Consider the following 19870-nt stretch of genomic DNA (forward strand, 5'->3'; position numbering starts at 1 on the left):
GCTTACTTTGCAAGCTTCCGCAGTGCAGCCTCGTATCCGCCCATGACATCGCGAGCGGCGTTCATTTGCCGTTCGGGGTTGTCGTCGCGGGGGCGGCTTAGAATGAGGCCGCCGTCGGTTTCGATGATCTGGAACTCATCGCCGGCTTGAAGGTCCAAGCTGTCAAGCATTTCGCGTGGCAGCAGCAAGGCTCCTGATCCGTGTGTATGGATGATCGTCTTAAAAATTATCGCGCCTTAGTTGTGTCTCGGAATGTAGAACAATCTTTCAGCCGGTTCAGCAAGCCTTTACTGAGCCGCCAGCAACCGATCCATCAGCCGGTTTGCCGCCTCTGGAATGACTGTTCCCGGGGGGAAGATCTCCGCCGCGCCCGCCGCCAGCACCGCGTCATAGTCCTGCGGCGGGATAACGCCGCCGGCGACGATGAGCATGTCCCCATGGCCGAGCTTCCTCAGCGCGTCCTTGAGCTCGGGGATCAACGTCAGGTGCCCGGCTGCGAGCGATGACGCGCCGATGATGTCGACGTCGTGCTGCACCGCAAGCTTCGCGATCTCGTCCGGCGTCTGGAACATCGGCCCGACGGTCACGTCGAAGCCCAGATCGGCAAAGGCGCTGGCGATCACCTTCTGGCCGCGGTCGTGTCCGTCCTGGCCCATCTTGGCGACCAGGATACGCGGCTTGCCGCCGGATTTGTTCTCGAACGCCTCGATCTTCTCCTGCAACCGCTCAAGCGCCGGGTTGTCGCCGAGCGCGTCGCGATAGACGCCGGAGATCGTCTGCACCGCCGCCGTGTGGCGGCCGAACACTTTTTCCAGCGCCAGCGAGATCTCGCCCACGGTGGCGTTGGCGCGCGCGGCGCGGATCGCGAATTCGAGCAGATTCTCGTCGCCCTCGGCCGCGCGGGAAAGGGCCGCCAGCGCGTTTTCCAGTGCTGCGACGTCGCGGGTGCCTTTGAGCCGCTGCAGCTTCGCCAACTGCCTGGCCTTCACCTCGGCATTGTCGATCTTCAGCACATCGACTTCGATATCCGTTTGCGGCCGGTGCGCGTTGACGCCGACCAGCACCTGTTCGCCGGAATCGATGCGCGCCTGCGTGCGCGCCGCCGCTTCCTCGATGCGCAGCTTCGGAATGCCTTTCTCGATCGCCGCCGCCATGCCGCCGAGGCTTTCGACCTCCTCGATATGGGCGAGCGCGCGCGCCGCCAGATCATGCGTCAGCCGCTCGACATAGGCCGAGCCGCCCCACGGATCGATCATGCGGGTGGTGCCGGATTCCTTTTGCAGAATGAGCTGCGTGTTGCGGGCGATGCGGGCCGAATGGTCGGTCGGCAGCGCCATCGCCTCGTCGAAGGAATTGGTGTGCAGCGATTGCGTATGCCCCTGCGTCGCCGCCATCGCCTCGAGCATCGTGCGCGTGATGTTGTTGTAGGGATCCTGCGCCGTCAGCGACCAGCCAGACGTCTGGCAGTGGGTGCGCAGCGACAGCGAGCGCTCGTCCTTCGGCGCGAAATTCTTCTGCATCAGGTTCGACCAGAGCAGCCTTGCGGCCCTGAGCTTGGCGACCTCCATGAAGAAGTTCATGCCGATCGCCCAGAAGAAGGACAGGCGCGGCGCGAAGCGGTCGATGTCGAGGCCTGCGGCAACGCCGGCGCGCGCATATTCGATGCCGTCGGCAATGGTGTAGGCGAGCTCGAGGTCGGCCGTCGCGCCCGCTTCCTGCATGTGGTAGCCGGAGATCGAGATCGAGTTGAACTTCGGCATGTGCTTGGAGGTGTAGGCAAAAATGTCCGACACGATCCGCATCGAAGGCTTCGGCGGATAGATGTAGGTGTTGCGGACCATGAACTCCTTCAGAATGTCGTTCTGAATGGTTCCGGCGAGATCCTTCTCGGCAACGCCCTGTTCCTCCGCCGCCACGATGTAGAGCGCCATGATCGGCAGCACGGCGCCGTTCATGGTCATCGACACGGTCATCTCGTTCAGCGGAATGCCGTCGAAGAGCTGCCGCATGTCGAGAATGGAATCGATCGCCACGCCCGCCATGCCGACATCGCCGGCGACGCGGGGATGGTCACTGTCATAGCCGCGATGAGTGGCGAGATCGAAGGCGACCGAGAGGCCCTTCTGGCCGGCGGCGAGGTTGCGCCGGTAGAAGGCGTTGGATTCCTCCGCCGTCGAGAACCCGGCATATTGCCGGATTGTCCAGGGCTGCTGGACATACATGGTCGGGTAGGGGCCGCGCACGAAGGGTGGCATACCCGGATAAGTGTCGAGATTGGCAAGTCCTTTGAGGTCGCCTTGCGTGTAGAGGTGTTTGACGGCAATGCCTTCCGGCGTCATCCGCTGGCCTTTGAGCTCGACCGGCGCGTGCCGCGGCGCCGACCAGCCGATCTGGCTGAAATCCGGGATCATGATCCGGCTCCGATCGACTGGTCGATGCGCACCGGAAACAGCGGCTCGCAGGTCGCAACGCCTTCGGTCAGGGCCGGACGCCGCTCCTGCGGCAGGGTCTCGACCGGGCGCTCGCGGCCGACGCGGTAAAGCGTCGTGCCGACAATGCCGCGTTCGCCGGCCCGGTAGGCGCCATTGCGCCTGGCGGCGGCAGTCTGGACGCGATTCTGGATGTAGCCCTGCTGCAGGCTGGCGAGCACGCCGCCCTCGGCCTCGATGCGCTGGAATTCTTCCCAGGCCGCGGTGCAGAGATCGTCGGTCAGCGCTTCGACCGCGCCCGAGCCGTTGGCGGGGTCGGCGACATGGTAGAGATGGCTCTCCTTGGCCATGATGAGCTGGGCGTTGCGGGAGATGCGGCGGGCAAAGCCGGCCGGCAGGCCATGCGCGATCGTATGCGGCAGAATCGAGATCGAATCGGCGCCGCCGGTTGCCGCCGCGAAGGCCGCGATCGCAGTGCGCAGGATGTTGGTCTCCGGGTCGGCCATCGTCATCATGCGGTAGGAGGTCTCGGCATGGATGCTGGCGGTCGAGGCCGGGATCGAGCAAGCTTCCTGGATGCGCGCCCAGAGCTTGCGCAACGCCCGCACCTTGGCCATCGACAGGAACTGGTCCTGATCGACGCTGAGCGCGAAGCCGATATAAGGTGCCGCATAGACCAGCGGCTGGCGCGCCTTCTCGAACATCCTGAGATAGGACACGACGGAGGCCATCATCGTGCCGAGCTCCTGCGCCTCGGTGGCGCCGGCATTATGGAAGACCCGGCCGTCGGCCTCGAGCAGCACACCCGGCACGCCCATCGAGAAGAAATGCGCCAGCGACTGAGGCATCGATTCCTGCAGCGCCTCGATCGAAGTGCGCAACCGCCCGGTTCCGGCGAAGATCGCCGCCGGGTCGATGCCGAAGGAGAGGTTGAGCTTGGCCGGATCGGAGCGGCGTTTGCTCAAGAAAGCGAGCAGCCAGTCGGCGACCGCGCGGCTCCAGGGATGCGCGTCGATGCGCACCTGCACGCGGTTGAGCGGCACGCCGTCGAGCACTCTTTCCAAGGCTTCCGCGGTGCGCGGCAGGCCGTAGCCGAAGGCATTCGGCGCCCCCTCGAAGACAAGCGACAGGCCGGTGGCGCCTTGGGCGATGTCTTCCAGCGCTTGCGCGCTGGCCCGGGCGATGTCCGGATCGTCAACGCGCTGGCTGACGATCCACGGCGCAGTCGGATTTGTGCGGAGCAATGGCTCGGCGGACGTCGAGCGGTGGCTGAGCGGCTCGATGCGGATGCCGTCATCGGTATGGGAGACGAGCTTTTCCTCGAAGGAACCGCCGGCAAGCGCCTTTTCCGCCAAGGCCTGCCAACGCTTGGCGTCCGGGTTCGGAAGGTCGACATCCCTGGTCAAGGCGCCGGCGCCCATCGCTCTCCTCGCTTCTCGGCCGCATCAGCCGGTCCAGCCAATCTAGGGCCGCGAACCAGATATCACAATGCGTCATCCGGCCGGGTTTTTTCCGCGGCCGGCCAATCGATTGCCAAACATGCGCGGAATCCGCAAGCGCCAAAGGCCAAATTCGATGCGCCCTAAATCGACACTGGGCATTGCCGCATGCGATGAGCGTTACTATACCTCGGGTGAGGCCCTTTGAGCGGAACAGATTGCGGAGACCGGATATGGTTGACGAGACCAGCATCTTCATCGGCGCCAGCCGCAAGCCCGACGATTCCTACCAGCGCGCCGAAGCGCTTTTGCTGCGCTACGGCAACCGCCACGGCCTCGTCACCGGGGCCACCGGCACCGGCAAGACGGTCAGCCTGCAGATCCTGGCCGAGGGCTTTTCGAACGCCGGCGTGCCTGTTTTCTGCGCCGACATCAAAGGCGACCTTTCCGGCATATCCATGATGGGCGAAGCCAAGGATTTTTTGGTCAAGCGCGCCGGAGAGGTGAAGCTCGATCCCTATCAGTTCCAGGAATTCCCTGTCATTTTCTGGGACCTGTTCGGCGAGCAGGGCCATCCAATCCGCGCCACGATTTCCGAGATGGGACCGCTGCTTTTGTCGCGGCTGATGAACCTCACGGAAGCTCAGGAAGGCGTCATGAATATCGCCTTCCGCATCGCCGATGAGGAAGGCCTGCTGCTGCTCGATTTGAAGGACTTGCAGGCGCTGCTCGCCAACATTGCAGAGCGAGCCGACGAACTCAGCGCACGGTATGGCAATGTGACCAAGCCCTCCGTCGGCGCCATCCAGCGCACGCTCCTGGTGCTCGATCAGCAGGGTGCCGCGAATTTCTTCGGCGAGCCGGCGTTGCGCGTCGCCGATCTGATGCGCACGACGCGCGACGGCCGCGGCGCGATCAGCGTCCTGGCCGCCGACAAATTGATGATGAATCCCAGGCTCTACGCCACCTTCCTGCTCTGGCTGATGTCGGAACTGTTCGAGGAACTGCCCGAGGTCGGCGATCTCGACCGGCCGAAGCTGGTGTTCTTCTTCGACGAGGCGCATCTCTTGTTCGAGGATGCGCCGAAGGTTCTGATCGACCGCGTCGAGCAGGTGGTGCGGCTAATCCGTTCCAAGGGCGTCGGCGTCTATTTCGTCACCCAGAACCCGCTCGATATCCCGGAAAAGGTGCTGGCCCAACTCGGCAACCGCGTCCAGCACGCGCTGCGCGCCTATACGCCGCGCGAACAGCAGGCGGTGCGCACCGCGGCCGAGACCTTCCGGCCCAATCCCGATTTCGATTGCGCCACCGCCATCACCCAGCTCGCCACCGGCGAGGCGCTGGTTTCGATGTTGGAGGACAAGGGCGTGCCGGCCATGGTCCAGCGCACGCTGATCCGGCCGCCGTCATCCAGGCTTGGGCCGATCACGCCGGACGAGCGCCGCAAGATCATCGCCGAGAGCCCTGTCGCCGGCCAGTACGACGATACCGTCGATCGGGAATCGGCTTTCGAAATCCTGCAGAAGAAGACGAAGGAGGCGCAGGACGCCGAGGCGCAGGCAAAGCAGCAGAACAGCGGCGGCTCGCGCTGGACCATTCCCGGTTTCGACGATGTTTTGGGAACAGGCAATCGCCGGTCTTCCAACCGCCAGACCGTCGCTGAAGCCGCCATCAAGTCGGTGGTGCGCTCGGTCGGCTCCTCCGTCGGCCGTGCCATTGTCCGCGGCATCCTTGGGAGCCTGGCCCGGGGGCGGTAGCGCGCGGGCTAAGCCGTCCGCTTTCCTGGCCCGCCGGATCAAACGGGCGTCTGTCCCGTCGCAGCAAGTGGTTCCGCCTCTAGGGTGTTGGATCTGTCGCTCGCCGCGCCAAGCGAAACTTGCATGGCAGCTGACGCGTCAGAGGCCGCCCTTGTTACCTTGCGACGAAAAAATCTTACTTGAGAACAAGCGGATAGCAGCAGCGGCATCTAAAATTTTCGTGAAAGAAGTTTTTCCCCGCCGAACCGCAATTTCGTGAAATACCGAATGCCTCAAATCATGGCCTTTGCGGGCTGTTGCCGGGGGGCATATTCGATAACGGCGACCACGTGCGATCACGAATTATTGTGGCTAGGAAACCGAAAGCGCCCGCTAAGGTTGGGCCAAGGCTGCGGAGGGCTGAGCATCAGGAGTCGGAGTTGCGGCGCGATGACGATCTGTCGACCTGGCTTTCGGAAATCCCTGCTGAGAGACGATTACCGATTAACGCAAAAGGCGGGCTGACGCCCAGTTGCGCCGGGCTGGTGCAGCAATTCCTGAACGACAACTTTTCCCGCAAGCTTTCTCTCGCTGAGATGGCAGCGGTATGCGAATTGTCTCCCTATCACTTCGCCCGGGGCTTTTCCAAGACGTTCGGAGTGTCGCCGCATCAATACGTCCTTACGCTTCGTCTGGACCTTGCTGAAAAGTTGCTTGCCGACAGCCGCATGTCGATCACGGACATCGCCGATCTGAGCGGGTTCTCGAGTCAGAGCCACCTGACCACCATGATGAAAAAATATCGCAACGCCACCCCACAGCAGGTGCGGGCGAGGCAGGTTCGATCGCGGGCTAGTGAGTAAGGCGACAGCAAATTGCCCAAATTATGGGCAGATTTATTTTTTGGCTCGGCTTATAAAAGAAATTTCTAAAGTAATTCTGTGTTAACCTCCAGAATATGTGCTGTATTTTTTCCGATAAACAGCAATTTGTTGAAATACGGGATTCTGAAAACATGTCCTTCTGGAGCAGGTTCAGCTACGCCGGATTCTGACTAGGCTGAGGGGACATGAGCGACGATACGGCCATCGGCCGCAGCCTTTCCGAGGAGATCGGCTACTGGCTGGAGTCGGCGTCCAGGACGCTTGAGAAACGCTATGGAGATGGCGTGCCCCTGGCCAAGCAGGACATGCTGCTTGCCCATTATCTCTACGGCCTCATCGCCGTGGTTCACGCGGGCGACGCGCCTGCTGCCCATCTGGCGGCCATGCGGTCCTATCTCGGCCGGCTCATTCCGGGCGAACGGGTCACACGAGCCTTGCAGGCCGTGCCGGAGGAGGGGGACTCCTGGCTTGAAAGCACGCTCGATCGCGTCGAGGCGATCGGTGAAAAGCAGGGCCATGCGCTTCTGGCGCGCGGCGCCGATATTGTCATCCCATTTTCGAGCAGACACGCTTCGGCGGCAGGGTCGGCGGAACCTGTCGTGATCGAGCGCGACCGACCAAAGGAGGCACTCTCACAATGAACCTCGGGCAAGCACGAAACACCCGGCGCGCATCGGCGCGTTTCGCAGGGAACTGGGTACTCGGCGCTGCCGACAGCCGCTCGCTGCGCCGCCGCTTGATGGCCGCGCTGCGCAACGCGCATCGCGTGCTCGGCCTGAAGCGCGACCGGTTGGGGCATGGAATGCTCAGCACCGGCGGGGCGACCGGCGCCCTGCTCGCCGTCGCCGGGATCATGATACCGCAAGCGGCGTTCGCGCAGGTTGCCATGGGCAATGGGGTTGTCAGCAATCCCGCAAACTGCACCAATCCCAGTGCTGCGACTGCAGGCAGCACCGCTATCGGCTGCGGCAGTAGCGCCGGCGCCAGCTCAACCGCAATCGGCTCTGGCACCGTTGCCAATGGCCAGAACGCCTTGGCGATAGGCGACGCAAACAGCACAACCGGCGATGGCTCGATCATCATCGGCTATGCTAATTCTGCCAATGGTCTCAATGCGATAGGCATGGGTGTCTTTGCGAACGCCACCGGCACCAATGCCCTTGCGGTCGGCGGAAATGCCCATGCCAATGGGGATGGCTCATCGGCTTTTGGCGTCAATACGGTTGCAAACGGCGCAGGTGCCACCGCTATCGGCAATGGGACGAGCGCTGCGCTGAATGCTTCGGCCCTCGGCCTCGCTGCCGCGGCAAGCGGGCTGCGCGCCACCGCGCTCGGGTATGGGGCGAAAGCGTCGGGAGTGGATTCGTTTGCCCAGGGCAACAACGCCACCGCAAGCAACCAGAACGCCATCGCGATCGGGTTCCAATCGGTCGCTTCACAGATCAACTCCATCAATATCGGCGGGCGCACCGTCGCGGGAACGGGTGCCCTTGCACAGGGCGCCATCGCCCTCGGCACGGATGTGACAGCAAATCAGCAAAACACCGTTGCCATCGGCATTCTGACCAAAGCAACTGGAACGAGCGCCACGGCGATGGGCAACACAGCAAGCGCTTGGGGCAACCAGTCCATCGCCTTGGGTTTGGGCGCGCAGGCAGGCGTTCAGGCCAACACGGCCCTGCCCAATAGCATCGCGATCGGCACCAACTCGCTCTCTTCCGGCGCTTTCGCCGTCGCCATGGGCCCTGCCTCAATTGCAAGCGGCGCTGCAGCCACGGCGATTGGCAACACGGCCGTGGCCAGCGGCCAAAACGCCTCCTCGTTCGGATCTGGCGCAAATGCTACCGGAGACAATTCCCTTGCCGCCGGCGTTAGCGCCAACGCCGGCGGAATCGCCAGTACCGCGCTCGGCATCGGCGCCAATGCATCGGCGGCGAGCGCCATCGCCGTGGGCAACAACGCCAAGGCCGATTCCGTCAATGCGGTCGCCATGGGCACCAACGCGGTGGCGACCGGCGGCCAGGCGGTTTCCATCGGCGCGAACAACACCGCCTATGGCGACGGCGCGGTCTCCATCGGCGATCCGAGTTATGCCAGCGGCACCGGCGCCTTCACCGGCGGCGCCCAACAACATCGCCAATGCTGACGGTACCGCGAGCGCTACCGCCGCCAACCAGGCCGCCGGCGCGGTTGCGATCGGCAACAACAACAAGGCGATCGGGCAGGGTTCCGTGGCGCTGGGTAACGGGTCCACCGCGGGTGCGGCCGGCTTCGTCGGGAATGTCGCGCTGGGCAATGGCGCGACCGCCACGGCAAGCTCCGGTGATGTGGCCCTCGGCTCGGGCTCGGTCACCCAGGCGGCCGTCGGCACCGGTAGCGCCACGATCGGCGGTACGACCTATACCTTCGCCGGAACGACGCCGACCTCGACGGTCAGCATCGGCGCGCCGGGCGCTGAGCGGACCTTGACCAACCTCGCGGCAGGCCGGCTCAGCAACGCCTCGACCGACGCCGTCAACGGCTCGCAGCTGTTCGCGACCAACCAGCAGGTGACGCAGAACACAACCGACATCGCTAGTCTCGGCAATACGGTCACGAACATCAACAGCGGCGCCGGCATCAAGTATTTCCATGCCAACTCGACGCTGCCCGATTCCCAGGCGTTGGGCGCGGACTCCGTCGCGGTCGGCCCGAATGCCGTGGCCAACAATGCCGGCGACGTGGCGATCGGCCTCAATTCCGCATCCAGCACCACGACGGCGGTTGGCGGCACAACGATCGGCGGCGTCAACTACACCTTCGCCGGCACCACGCCGGCCGGCGCATTCTCGGTTGGCTCGGTTGGCGCGGAGCGCCAGATCCAGAACGTCGCGGCAGGCCGGCTGAGCAACTCGTCGACCGATGCCGTCAACGGTTCGCAGCTCTTCGCGACGAACCAGCAGGTGACGCAGAACACAACCGACATCGCCGCCAATACCGCAGACATCACTACCCTCGGCAACACAATCAACAACATCAACGCTGGCGGCGGCATCAAGTACTTCCACGCCAATTCGACGCTCGCCGATTCCCAGGCGCTGGGAACGGATTCCGTCGCGATCGGCCCGAATGCCGTGGCCAACAACGCCGGCGATGTGGCGATCGGCCTCAACTCCGTGTCCGGCACCACGACCGCGGTTGGCGGCGCGACGATCGGCGGTGTGAATTACACTTTTGCCGGAGCCACTCCGGCCGGCGCCTTCTCGGTCGGCTCGGCGGGTGCCGAGCGCCAGATCCAGAATGTCGCGGCCGGGCAGTTGAGCGGCTCCTCTACCGATGCGGTCAACGGCTCGCAGCTCTTCGCCACTAACCAGCAGGTGACGCAGAACACGACGGATATCGCCGCCAACACCGCCGACATCACCACGCTCGGCAACACGATCAATAATTTTGCCGGCGACACATCGACCGCTTACACCGACGCCAATGGCGTAGGCATTCGCTATGTCCGCACCAATGACAGCACGCTCCCGGTCACCGATGCCTTCGCGCAAGGGGTAGGCTCTTCCGCGCTCGGTTACCAGGCCACCGCGTCCGCCGGCGACTCGCTGGCCCTCGGCCGCGGCACCCAGGCAACTGTCACCGGCGGCGTAGCGCTCGGCTCCGGCTCGGTTTCAGATCGTGCGGTGGCGCCGACATCGGGATCGATCCTCTCCGGCACTGGCCTCATCCCCTACAACACTGCGGACATGAGTCTGCTCGGCGCCGTCTCGGTGGGCACCTCCACATCCTATCGTCAGATCATCAACGTTGCCGACGCCACGGAGGACCAGGACGCGGTGACGCTGCGCCAGTTGAAGGGCGCGCTGAGCTCTTTCGCGGTGACGGGTTCCATGTACTTCCATGCCAATTCGACGGCGTCGGACTCGCTTGCGGCCGGCGTCGATTCGGTCGCGATCGGTCCGCGCACCACCGTAAACGGCAACAACGGCATAGGCATGGGCAACGGCGCCATCGTGCAGTCGACTGCGCCGGGCGGCATCGCGATCGGCCAGACCTCGACGGTCAATGCGGCAGACAGCATCGCGCTAGGGACGAACTCGACCGCCAACGGTGCGCAGTCGATGGCGCTCGGCGCCGGCGCCACGGCCAATGAGCCGGGCAGCGTCGCGCTCGGCGCGGGCTCGACGACGGCGGCGGCGGTCGCCACGACGGGCACGACGATCAACGGTGTCGCCTACACCTTCGCCGGAACCGCTCCGACGAGCACGGTCAGCGTCGGCAGCGTCGGCAACGAGCGCACCGTCACCAACGTGGCGGCGGGCCGGATCAGTTCCACCTCCACGGACGCCATCAACGGCAGTCAGCTCTACGCGACCAATCAGGCCGTCGAAGCGGTGCAGGGGAGCGTCGGCAATCTCAACGAGTTCGCAGTCCAGTATGACAAGAACCCGGATGGCACCAAGTCGAACTCGCTGACGCTCGCCGGCGGCGACGCGAATGCGCCTGTCGTCATCCACAATGTCGGCGCCGGCACCGCCGACACCGATGCAGTCAACGTGCAGCAACTCAATCTTGGGCTGGCGACCACGCTCGACAACTCCAAGACCTACACCAATCAGGTGGCGGCCACCACGCTGCAGCAGGCCAATGCCTACACCGACTCCAAGCTCAGCCAGCTCAACATGGATATGGGCGAAGCGCGCGGCGAGGCACGCCAGGCGGCCGCGATCGGCCTGGCCGCCGCTTCGCTGCGCTATGACGACCGTCCGGGCAAGGTCAGCGTGGCGGCTGGCGGCGGCTATTGGCGCGGCGAGGGAGCGGTCGCGTTCGGCGCCGGCTACACCAGCGAGGATGGGCGCGCGAGAGCGAACCTCTCGGGCACGACGGCCGGCGGGCACTGGGGTGTCGGCGCGGGCGTCAGCTTCACGTTGAACTGAGCCTCTCCATGCCCCGGCACGCGGTCGCTGCTGTCGCATTCTCCATAGCTTGCCTGCTCCTGTCCGGCCCGCGCGCGGTCGGACAGGAGGTGGCGCCGTCCGCCTATCGGATAAAGCCTTCGGATGTCGCGGTGCCTCCGGACGTCAAGCTCGGCCAGTATCAGCGAACCACGCGTCCTTTCGAGAACTGGACGCTGATCTGCGACGAGAATCTCCAGGCCAGGAAGAGGGTTTGCAACATCAGCCAGTCCTTCATCGATCAGAGCCAGGCACCGGTCTTCAGCTGGTCGCTGGCAGCCGACGAGAAGGGCAAGCCTTTCATGATACTGCGGGCCCCCAGCCAGGCCGGCACGGGAAGCAAGCTTTCGCTCAAATTTGCCGGCCGCAAGCAGCCGGTGGATGTTGAGCTGCAGGCCTGTGACGCGTCGGTTTGCGTTGGCTATCTCCCCGTGGGTCCGGTGCTTCGCGAACAGATCGGCAAAGAAACCACCGTCCAGGTTTCCTATTCCCTGCCGTCAGGAGCGACCGTCAGCCTCGACGCCCCCTTCAAGGGGCTCAAGGCCGCGCTGTCGGCCATCAACTAGAAAGAGCTTGAGATGACACGCCAATCCATAGAGGACAGAATTCTGACGCGCTCCGAGTCCGTTGCGCTGCCGGAGCCGCCGGCCGGCTCGCCGCCGGCGCGTTTGTCGGCCTGGCGGCTGTTGCGGAACACCGCGCTGCTCGGCGCGTTCGCCGTCCTGGTCGCGGCGGCGGTCATCCTGTCGTTTCGTTTCTTCCCCACGCTTGGGACACTTGTCGCCGGCACCGCTTCCGCGCAAGCACAGGCGCCCGTGCAGGCAGAGTCGACGCAAGCCGCCCCGGCGCCGGCAGACAGCTCGGCGAACAAGAATCCGTTTCAGGCGCATGTCGCTCAGGCGGGCGTTCGCACCTGCGCCAATCTCTTTGCCACGCTCGGGCAGGCTCTGACTGCGGGATCGACCTATGCCGTCCAGACACAATGGGACAAAACCTCGCCCGACACGCACGCCGTGCAGGCGCTCGCCGGGATGAGCTACAATCTGCCGGACTATAAGACCGAGGCCGCCGGTATCGTCTATGCCTCGCCTCTCGGGCAGACCTGCGAGGGCGGCTTCGTGCGCGTGGCGCCGTTCCAGCGCTCTTGTCAGGAGGTCGCCGGCACGCTGCCGAAGGGCAGCCTTTTGGCGGACAACCTTTCGAACACGATGCTTTTCAACCTGGCCAACAATGGCGGCCAGGCGCTGCTGGTCCCAACCGGAAACACCTGCATCGTCGTCTCGGTCGCACGCATGGGCGGATAGCGGCCGGGCACAATCACCGATCTTGAACAGCTGCATTGGGAGCTACGAACATGCTGATCGACCGTCGCCTCTCATTCCCGCTGCTGGCGGCGCTGGCCGGGCTTACGATAGCCAGCCATGCAGCCGACCTGGTGTCTCCGCCGCCGGCTGAGACGGGCGAGGAAAAGGGCATCTGGGGCGCGATCGCCTATTCGCCCGGCGACGGCCGTCACGGCTTCTTCTGGGGCGCCGACAAGCGTCAGGAAGCGGAAGACATCGCGCTCAAGCACTGTGAGAATGCGGACGGCAAGGGCTGCCGGGTGGTCGAAGTGTTCCGCAACCATCGCCATTGGGACGATGATGACGGCACCGGCTTTCCCTATGAGCACTGCGCGGCTCTTTCGGTTGGCAAGAGCCGTGGCGCGGCGACGCCGTTCTGGGGCGCAGCATCGGCCACGACCCGCCGTGAAGCCGAGGACAAGGCGACGGCCCAGTGCGGAGGCGAGGGGAAGGAGTGCAAGATCCGCGAGTGGGTTTGCACCTGACGGGAGCAGCCGCTGGATATTCGTCGCGTCCCGATGTCGGCGAGCCGAGCGTGGCCGGCAATCAGAGAGGAGGGCGCTTGGCTATGGCGAGACCAATGCCAAGCGCGATCATGGCGCCGCCGGATGCCTCCCGCAGCCGGCGGATCACACCAATACGCCCAGCGGCGCCTTGCCGGATGCGGCTTGCCGCAAAGGCGACCACGACATCGGCAAGGGTGTTGAGCGCCACCGATATGAAGCCGAGGCCCATGAACTGCAGGGCGATGTGGCCGGCGCCCAGATTCACGAATTGCGGAATGAAGGCCAGGAAGAAGGCCGCCGTCTTCGGGTTCAAGGCCTCGACCAGCACGCCTTCGCGAAACGCCCGGCCGGCGCCGACGGCAGGCGTCGGCGTCCCGCCGTCCAGCATCGTCTTTGCCTCGCGGCGAGCGGACTGGAAGGTGCGGAAGCCAAGCCAGACGAGGTAGACGGCGCCGATCAGCTTCAGCGCCGTGAACAGCTCCGCGCTGGCGAGCACGATGGCCGAAACGCCCAGGCTGCCGGCCGCCACGTGGACCATGCCGCCCAGCCCCGTCCCGAAACTTGAGGCGATACCTTCGGCGCGGCCGCCGGCCAGCGTGCGCGCGGCGACATAGAAGATGCCGGGCCCCGGCGTGATGGCGAGCAGGAAAGCCGCGGCGAAATACAGCGCGAACTGGGTCAGGACCGGCATGACGGGCTCGTTAACGGATAGTGTCTCACAGCGGCCAGTCTTCACACCGGCCAGTCTTACACTGGGATAAGCGGTGCGACCTCGCGGTCGGACGGACGGTCGCTCGATGACAGGCCGGACGCCACGCCGGCGCGGTCGGCCGCGTTGCGGTTCTGGCTCATCTTGCGCTTGCCTTCGAGCTTCATGATGGGCATGCGCAAACCCACGATACCCTTCAATTGCGACTGGATGAAATCCGCCGGTGCGTCCGACACGGCCCACGGCGCTGAGCGTCCGCCCTCATGCAGGTTGGTCAGGCGGGTCACCACCTCGAGCAGCCTGTCGGCGTCCTCGAAGAATTCGATCGGCCCATGGGCATGGACGGCGATATAGTTCCAGGTCGGCACGACCTTCCCGGTCTCCTGCTTGGTCTGATACCAGGCCGGTGTCACATAGGCGTCCGGCCCCATGAACATCGCAAGGGCGTCACCCACCGCCGGCACGCGCCATTGCGGGTTTGCCTTCGCGACATGGCCGTAGATCACGCCATGCTCGCCCTCGTTCTCATCCAGCAGAAGCGGCAACGGCGTCGCCAGCGGGCCCTCGGCCGTGGCGGTAACCAGGACTGCCAGTCGCGCCGCGCGGATCGTGGCCTTGAGGCTTTCATGATCGTCGTCGCGAAAGGCGGGCGGGATGTACATGACAAACTCCTTGCGTTGCAAGAAAGGATGCCGGATGTCTGGCTTGCTTGGAACATCCAGTTTTGAAGGTTTTGTGTGGTCCAGTTCGAGCAGGATGGCGTCGCGCGCCGGATCATCGCGGCGATCAAGGAGCAGATCCACAGCGGCGCCTATCGGCCGGGCGATCGCCTGCCGTCGACGCGGGCCTTTGCCGCCGAATGGGGCGCTTCGCGAACCACGGTGACGGCTGCCTACAATCAGCTCGACGCCGAAGGCTATCTGATCATCCGGCAGGGGGCGCGTGCGATCGTGGCCGCGGGACTGGAGAGGGCGTCAGGAGAGGCGCCCCTCGCAACCGCCTCGCCACCGCACCTGTCGGCATTCGCGGGGCGGTTGCTGGCTCTGCCTCCGCCGGCATTGGCGGAGCCGGCCAACATTGCGGATTTCCGCTATGGCGACCTATCCGGCGCGGACTTCCCGGTGCTGGCCTGGCGGCGGGCGTCGAACAAGGCGATCCTGCGGCGCCCCGCGCGGCTGCGCTACGGCCATCCCCAGGGATGTTCCGTCCTGCGCAACGCGCTCCAGGCCTATCTCTGGCGCGCTCGCGGCATCACTTGCGCACGGGACCAGATCGTCATCGTCAACGGCTCGCAGCAGGGGCTCGACCTCTGCGCGCGGCTGCTGCTCGATCCCGGCGATCCATTCGTGATCGAGAACCCCGGATATGCGCTGGCTCGCCACGCCTTCGTGGCGGCGGGAGGCATAGCCATGCCCGTTCCTGTCGACGCGGATGGGCTAAGGACGGACACGCTGCCGCCGGCCCGTCTCGCTTATGTGACGCCGTCGCATCAGTTTCCGCTCGGCGGCGTGCTTTCGGCGGCACGCCGGCGTTCGCTGCTGGCCTGGGCCGCCGGCGCGGGGGCCTATGTGGTGGAGGACGATTATGACGGTGAATACCGTCACGACATCAGCCCCATTCCGCCGCTCCAAGCGCTCGACGCGGACACCGTCATCTATGTCGGCACGCTGTCCAAGACGCTCTCGCCCACCCTGAGGCTCGGCTACCTCGTCGTCCCCGTCAGCCTGCGCCGGGCGTTCAGCGAGGCGAAGCGCCTGACCGATCGGCATGCGCCGATGCTGGAGCAGGATGTGCTGGCCGAGTTGCTGGCGAGCGGCGCTTACGAGCGCCATGTGCGCAGCATCCGGAGAAAAAACGCCGAGCGCCGGGATATCCTGCTCAAGGCGTTGATCGATCGACTGGGGTCAAGGGTCACCATCGCCGGGGCGGAGACGGGCCTGCATATCATCGCCTGGATGAACGGCATCGATGCCGAGCGCGAACCGGGGATCATCGCGGCCGCGCGAGACGCCGGGATCGGCCTCTATCCTGTGTCGCCGCTTTATGATCCGAGCGGCCCCAGGCCGGAAACGGCCGGGTTTATCCTGGGTTACGCCGGGCTCGAGGCGGAAGCATTGCGCCGCGGCGTCGCGGTGCTGGCCACTATCTTGGCCGAACACCGCTGACTTATCGACGCTTTAGAAGATCTCGTTGGTGAGCTGCTTCACCGGACCGAGCAGGATCGAACCCGTCGGCACGCCATTGTCGATCGGGATCGCCTTGCGCTCCGGCATGTCCTCTTCGGGCGCACCGATATTGGCCGTCACGATGACCGGGGTCTTGGTCGGCACGCGGTCGTAGAGGTCGATGATGTCCTGGTTGATCAGGCGCACGCAGCCCGACGATACCGACTTGCCGATCGACCACCATTCGGGCGAGCCGTGCAGGCGGTAGAGCGTGTCCTGGTTGCCCTGGAAGAGATAGAGCGCACGCGCCCCCAGCGGGTTCTTCAGGCCACCGGGCATGCCGCCATTCTTGGCGCTGTACTGCGTCAGCTCCGGCTGGCGCGCGACCATCTCGTCCGGCGGCGTCCATTTCGGCCATTTCTGCTTCCACTGCACGACCGCGTCGCCCGACCATTCGAAGCCGGCGCGGCCAAGGCCGACGCCGTATCGGATCGCCTGGCCGCCCTCGCGCACCAGATAGAGGAAGTGGCCGGTGGTATCGACGACGATGGTGCCCGGGCGCTGTCCGGTCGGATCGGGAACGATCTGGCGCAAGAATCTGTGATCGATCTTGTTGACCGGAATGGCCGGCAGGTCGAAGCCATTGTCCGACATCGGGCCATACATCGTCTCGTAATCGCCGAGCGGCGGCTCGACATAGGTGGGCGGTGGCGGCTGGATGGGAGCAGGGGCCGGACCGGTGGTGGTGCAGGCGGAAACGGCCGCCGAAGCAGCGCCAAGGGCTGTGAAATTGAGGAAGCCGCGGCGGCTGATGCGGAAGGAAGCGTCTGACATGGTTGCCTTTTCTAGGTCTTAATTCGCAAGAAAGCATGAATGTGCGGGCACGTCACAGGCGGCATTCATAACAGTCGGCGGCGATAGGCGGTTCCAATTCTGGCTTGAGGGTGGACAGAAAAAGGCGAAGCTGTGACCGTGCCGCCGCTGTTGCGCTGCAGCAACAGAGACATCAGATACCCGCCAGCAGGCCATCGAGCGAGGGTAGAATGAGCCCCGGCGGCAAGTCGCGATATTCGTCCGGTTGATTGGTCCGGTTGATCCAGACCGTGCGGAAACCGAATTTCGTCGCGCCGGCGACGTCCCAGCGGTTCGACGACTGGAAAGACACCGCGCCCGGATAGAGCCGCCAGTTGGTGATCACCATGTCGTAGACCGACGGGTCGGTCTTGAAGCGTTTGACCTGGTCGACCGAAAACACGTCCTCGAGGATCTGGTCGAGCGCCGCCGATTTGACCGCCGCGCCGAGCATTTCCGGCGAGCCGTTGGAGAGGATCGCGAGCTTCGCGCCCGACGCCTTGAGCGCCTTCAGCACGGCGGGCACTTCCGGGTAGCAATCGAGCCGCCAATAGGCTTCGAGCAGTTTCGGCCGCAGCGCCGGATCGGCAGAGGGGACCTTGCGCAAAGCGAAATCCAGCGCCTGCTCGGTCAATTCCCAGAAATCGGCATATGAGCCCATCAGCGTCCTGACCCAGGAATATTCCAGCTGCTTGGCGCGCCAGATTTCCGACAGCAACTGGCCGTCCGGGCCGATCTCGCCGGCATGGCGGCGCACGGCCGCGTGCACGTCGAACAACGTGCCATAGGCGTCGAAGACATAGGCCGCATGATGCATGACAAGAGTTTTGAGACGAGGACGCGCCCCATGCAAGCGCTGATTGCGCTTAAACGCATGTCGCCCAAAAGTGTGCCGCGGTTTTGGGAAGACCGACATGCATCAAACAAAACGCATGTCGCCCAAAAGTGCGGCGCGGTTTTGGGAAGACCGACATGCATCAAAAAAAGGACTTGCAGAGCGTTGCCCGTTCCATATCGGGCAACGCTCCGTAAGTGCTGCTGGCCTCAACGATTTTCGGCCATGTCGGTTGACGCCGGCCCTCAAAGCATCGTCCTATGCCGACCCGAAACCGCTCATTTGGACGGCAAACATGACACTGGCGGCAGCGGCGCAAACCGCGACATGGACCTATGTGGACGGCGACTGGTACGAGGGCAATGTCGCGGTGCTGGGGCCGCGCAGCCATGCCATGTGGCTCGGCACCAGCGTCTTCGACGGCGGCCGCTGGTTCGAAGGCGTCGCGCCCGACCTCGAGCTTCACTCCGCTCGCGTCAACGCTTCGGCGACCGCGCTTGGCTTGAAGCCTTCGATGGCGACGGAAGAGATCGTCGGCCTGACCTGGGACGGCTTGAAGAAATTCGACGGCAAGACGGCGGTCTATATCAGGCCGATGTATTGGGCCGAGCATGGCGGCTATATGGGCGTGCCGGCCGACCCGGACTCGACCCGCTTCTGCCTGTGCCTCTACGAAGCACCGATGATCCCGCCTTCCGGCTTTTCGATCGGCGTCTCGCCGTTCCGGCGCCCGACCATCGAGACCATGCCCACCAACGCCAAGGCGGGTTGCCTCTACCCGAACAATGGCCGCGCCATCCTGGAAGCCAAGAATCGCGGCTTCGACAACGCACTGGTGCTCGACATGCTGGGCAATGTCGCCGAGACCGGAACCTCCAACATCTTCCTGGTCAAGGACGGCCATGTGATGACGCCGGCGCCGAACGGCACGTTCCTGTCTGGCATTACCCGCTCGCGCACCATCAACCTGCTCGGCGACTACGGCTTCAGGACCACCGAGAAGACACTGTCGGTTCGCGATTTCCTCGAAGCCGACGAGATCTTCTCGACCGGTAACCACTCCAAGGTCGTGCCGATCACTCGCATCGAGAACCGCGACCTGCAGCCCGGACCCGTGGCCAAGAAAGCGCGCGAGCTCTATTGGGAATGGGCGCATTCGGCGTCCGCCGCCTGAGCCGCCGGAGCGTTTCTCCGTTTCGCCGAACGGCGAACCGCTCCCTCTCTTTTTTGCGCAATTCCGAGCGGAAACCGTTTCACACTTTTCCCGGAATTGCTCTAAAAAGTCGCTCGGCGCCCCATTCCGGAGTTGCCGCGACCCATTCCAGACCTATCTTAGCTCGGTAATACCACCGGACTTTTTTCCTTGAGGGAGTACCATCCATGGCTTTTGAGTTGCCCGCTTTGCCTTATGACTATGAGGCCTTGCAGCCTTACATGTCGAAGGAGACGCTGGAGTATCATCACGACAAGCACCACAAGGCCTATGTCGATAACGGCAACAAGCTGGCCGCCGAGGCCGGAATGGGCGACCTGTCGGTCGAAGAGGTTGTGAAGCAGTCCTTCGGCAAGAATGCCGGGCTCTTCAACAACGCCGCCCAGCACTACAACCACATCCACTTCTGGAAGTGGATGAAGAAGGGCGGCGGCGGCAACAAGCTGCCGGGCGCGCTGCAGAAGGCTTTCGACAGCGATCTCGGCGGCTACGACAAATTCAAGGCGGATTTCATCGCCGCCGGCACCACCCAGTTCGGCTCCGGCTGGGCCTGGGTCTCGGTCAAGAATGGCAAGCTCGAGATCTCCAAGACCCCGAACGGCGAGAACCCGCTGGTCCATGGCGGCTCGCCGATCCTCGGCGTCGACGTGTGGGAGCACTCCTATTACATCGACTACCGCAACGCGCGGCCGAAATATCTCGAGGCCTTCGTCGACAGCCTGATCAACTGGGACTACGTCCTGGAGCTGTATGAAAAGGCTAAAGGCTAACGATTTCTAGCGAAAAGCCCCGGCATGCCGGGGCTTTTCTTTTTCGGGCAGT

18 protein-coding genes are annotated in these 19870 nt (G+C 64.3%); 11 read left to right on the forward strand and 7 right to left on the reverse strand.

What is annotated here, in order from left to right:
• Window positions 1-2: 2 nt before the first annotated feature.
• From ACVMIM_RS14905 to ACVMIM_RS14915, 3 genes are all read right to left on the reverse strand, one after another.
• Window positions 3-188 (reverse strand): AbrB/MazE/SpoVT family DNA-binding domain-containing protein, encoded by a 186-nt coding sequence (locus ACVMIM_RS14905; RefSeq protein WP_476112826.1) that lies wholly within the window; start codon window positions 186-188, stop codon window positions 3-5.
• 99 nt (window positions 189-287) lie between these two features.
• Window positions 288-2411 carry a methylmalonyl-CoA mutase gene (gene scpA, locus ACVMIM_RS14910; RefSeq protein WP_476112828.1) on the reverse strand — a complete coding sequence of 708 codons (2124 nt, stop codon included), beginning with the start codon at window positions 2409-2411 and terminating at the stop codon, window positions 288-290.
• On the reverse strand, window positions 2408-3850 hold the full coding sequence (locus ACVMIM_RS14915) for a methylmalonyl-CoA mutase subunit beta (RefSeq protein ID WP_476112830.1): 1443 nt from the start codon (window positions 3848-3850) through the stop codon (window positions 2408-2410). Before ACVMIM_RS14915 ends, scpA begins: the two co-directional genes overlap by 4 nt.
• 251 nt (window positions 3851-4101) lie before the next feature.
• Between ACVMIM_RS14915 and ACVMIM_RS14920 the strand changes: the two genes are divergently transcribed.
• The 8 genes from ACVMIM_RS14920 to ACVMIM_RS14955 all read left to right on the forward strand — a co-directional run bounded on the left by ACVMIM_RS14920 (window position 4102) and on the right by ACVMIM_RS14955 (window position 13253).
• Complete coding sequence (locus ACVMIM_RS14920) at window positions 4102-5625, forward strand: helicase HerA-like C-terminal domain-containing protein (RefSeq protein WP_476112831.1); 1524 nt, start codon at window positions 4102-4104, stop codon at window positions 5623-5625.
• Window positions 5626-6044: 419 nt separating this feature from the next.
• Window positions 6045-6467, forward strand: coding sequence for a helix-turn-helix domain-containing protein (locus tag ACVMIM_RS14925; RefSeq protein ID WP_476112833.1), 423 nt, complete (start codon window positions 6045-6047; stop codon window positions 6465-6467).
• A 206-nt stretch (window positions 6468-6673) separates the two neighbouring features.
• Entirely contained in the window at window positions 6674-7129 is a 456-nt protein-coding gene (locus ACVMIM_RS14930; protein ID WP_476112835.1) for a hypothetical protein, read from the forward strand.
• Window positions 7126-8634, forward strand: coding sequence for a hypothetical protein (locus ACVMIM_RS14935; protein WP_476112837.1), 1509 nt, complete (start codon window positions 7126-7128; stop codon window positions 8632-8634). Before ACVMIM_RS14930 ends, ACVMIM_RS14935 begins: the two co-directional genes overlap by 4 nt.
• On the forward strand, window positions 8579-11407 hold the full coding sequence (locus ACVMIM_RS14940) for a YadA-like family protein (RefSeq protein WP_476112838.1): 2829 nt from the start codon (window positions 8579-8581) through the stop codon (window positions 11405-11407). The genes ACVMIM_RS14935 and ACVMIM_RS14940 overlap by 56 nt, the downstream gene beginning before the upstream one ends.
• 8 nt (window positions 11408-11415) lie before the next feature.
• A complete protein-coding gene (locus tag ACVMIM_RS14945) occupies window positions 11416-11991 on the forward strand; it encodes an invasion associated locus B family protein (protein ID WP_476112840.1) in 576 nt (191 codons plus the stop codon).
• Between the two features lie 12 nt (window positions 11992-12003).
• Window positions 12004-12729: a hypothetical protein gene (locus ACVMIM_RS14950; RefSeq protein WP_476112841.1), complete on the forward strand. Its 726-nt coding sequence runs from the start codon at window positions 12004-12006 to the stop codon at window positions 12727-12729.
• A gap of 50 nt (window positions 12730-12779) precedes the next feature.
• Window positions 12780-13253 (forward strand): DUF4189 domain-containing protein, encoded by a 474-nt coding sequence (locus ACVMIM_RS14955; RefSeq protein WP_041002241.1) that lies wholly within the window; start codon window positions 12780-12782, stop codon window positions 13251-13253.
• 61 nt (window positions 13254-13314) lie between these two features.
• Here ACVMIM_RS14955 and ACVMIM_RS14960 read toward each other — a convergent pair whose 3' ends face one another.
• Entirely contained in the window at window positions 13315-13965 is a 651-nt protein-coding gene (locus ACVMIM_RS14960) for a LysE family translocator (protein ID WP_476112843.1), read from the reverse strand.
• A 56-nt stretch (window positions 13966-14021) separates the two neighbouring features.
• Window positions 14022-14645 carry an FMN-binding negative transcriptional regulator gene (locus ACVMIM_RS14965; protein WP_476112845.1) on the reverse strand — a complete coding sequence of 208 codons (624 nt, stop codon included), beginning with the start codon at window positions 14643-14645 and terminating at the stop codon, window positions 14022-14024.
• A 75-nt stretch (window positions 14646-14720) separates the two neighbouring features.
• Here ACVMIM_RS14965 and pdxR point away from each other — a divergent pair, with 75 nt between their 5' ends.
• The gene (gene pdxR, locus ACVMIM_RS14970) at window positions 14721-16148 is read left to right on the forward strand and encodes a MocR-like pyridoxine biosynthesis transcription factor PdxR (protein WP_476112847.1); all 1428 of its coding nucleotides are present in this window, start codon (window positions 14721-14723) and stop codon (window positions 16146-16148) included.
• 12 nt (window positions 16149-16160) lie between these two features.
• Here the strand turns inward: pdxR and ACVMIM_RS14975 are convergent, their stop codons facing one another.
• Window positions 16161-16982 carry a L,D-transpeptidase gene (locus ACVMIM_RS14975; protein WP_278049605.1) on the reverse strand — a complete coding sequence of 274 codons (822 nt, stop codon included), beginning with the start codon at window positions 16980-16982 and terminating at the stop codon, window positions 16161-16163.
• A gap of 172 nt (window positions 16983-17154) precedes the next feature.
• On the reverse strand, window positions 17155-17817 hold the full coding sequence (locus ACVMIM_RS14980) for a haloacid dehalogenase type II (protein ID WP_476112849.1): 663 nt from the start codon (window positions 17815-17817) through the stop codon (window positions 17155-17157).
• A gap of 313 nt (window positions 17818-18130) precedes the next feature.
• On the opposite strand from ACVMIM_RS14980, the gene ACVMIM_RS14985 reads away from it, so the two are divergent.
• Together ACVMIM_RS14985 and ACVMIM_RS14990 are read left to right on the forward strand one after the other, a co-directional pair.
• Complete coding sequence (locus tag ACVMIM_RS14985) at window positions 18131-19009, forward strand: branched-chain amino acid aminotransferase (protein ID WP_041002839.1); 879 nt, start codon at window positions 18131-18133, stop codon at window positions 19007-19009.
• 206 nt (window positions 19010-19215) lie between these two features.
• Window positions 19216-19818 (forward strand): superoxide dismutase, encoded by a 603-nt coding sequence (locus tag ACVMIM_RS14990; RefSeq protein ID WP_071035608.1) that lies wholly within the window; start codon window positions 19216-19218, stop codon window positions 19816-19818.
• Window positions 19819-19870 lie beyond the last annotated feature (52 nt).

Source organism: Mesorhizobium sp. USDA 4413 (assembly GCF_056280365.1).

Excerpts from the sequence above, each read along its gene's own strand:
- scpA (WP_476112828.1), bottom strand. The coding sequence starts at position 2,411 with ATGATCCCGGATTTCAGCCAGATCGGCTGGTCGGCGCCGCGGCACGCG.
- ACVMIM_RS14915 (WP_476112830.1), bottom strand. The coding sequence starts at position 3,850 with ATGGGCGCCGGCGCCTTGACCAGGGATGTCGACCTTCCGAACCCGGAC.
- ACVMIM_RS14920 (WP_476112831.1), top strand. The coding sequence starts at position 4,102 with ATGGTTGACGAGACCAGCATCTTCATCGGCGCCAGCCGCAAGCCCGAC.
- ACVMIM_RS14930 (WP_476112835.1), top strand. The coding sequence starts at position 6,674 with ATGAGCGACGATACGGCCATCGGCCGCAGCCTTTCCGAGGAGATCGGC.
- ACVMIM_RS14935 (WP_476112837.1), top strand. The coding sequence starts at position 7,126 with ATGAACCTCGGGCAAGCACGAAACACCCGGCGCGCATCGGCGCGTTTC.
- ACVMIM_RS14940 (WP_476112838.1), top strand. The coding sequence starts at position 8,579 with ATGCCAGCGGCACCGGCGCCTTCACCGGCGGCGCCCAACAACATCGCC.
- ACVMIM_RS14945 (WP_476112840.1), top strand. The coding sequence starts at position 11,416 with ATGCCCCGGCACGCGGTCGCTGCTGTCGCATTCTCCATAGCTTGCCTG.
- ACVMIM_RS14950 (WP_476112841.1), top strand. The coding sequence starts at position 12,004 with ATGACACGCCAATCCATAGAGGACAGAATTCTGACGCGCTCCGAGTCC.
- ACVMIM_RS14955 (WP_041002241.1), top strand. The coding sequence starts at position 12,780 with ATGCTGATCGACCGTCGCCTCTCATTCCCGCTGCTGGCGGCGCTGGCC.
- ACVMIM_RS14960 (WP_476112843.1), bottom strand. The coding sequence starts at position 13,965 with ATGCCGGTCCTGACCCAGTTCGCGCTGTATTTCGCCGCGGCTTTCCTG.
- ACVMIM_RS14965 (WP_476112845.1), bottom strand. The coding sequence starts at position 14,645 with ATGTACATCCCGCCCGCCTTTCGCGACGACGATCATGAAAGCCTCAAG.
- ACVMIM_RS14975 (WP_278049605.1), bottom strand. The coding sequence starts at position 16,982 with ATGTCAGACGCTTCCTTCCGCATCAGCCGCCGCGGCTTCCTCAATTTC.
- ACVMIM_RS14980 (WP_476112849.1), bottom strand. The coding sequence starts at position 17,817 with ATGCATCATGCGGCCTATGTCTTCGACGCCTATGGCACGTTGTTCGAC.
- ACVMIM_RS14985 (WP_041002839.1), top strand. The coding sequence starts at position 18,131 with ATGACACTGGCGGCAGCGGCGCAAACCGCGACATGGACCTATGTGGAC.
- ACVMIM_RS14990 (WP_071035608.1), top strand. The coding sequence starts at position 19,216 with ATGGCTTTTGAGTTGCCCGCTTTGCCTTATGACTATGAGGCCTTGCAG.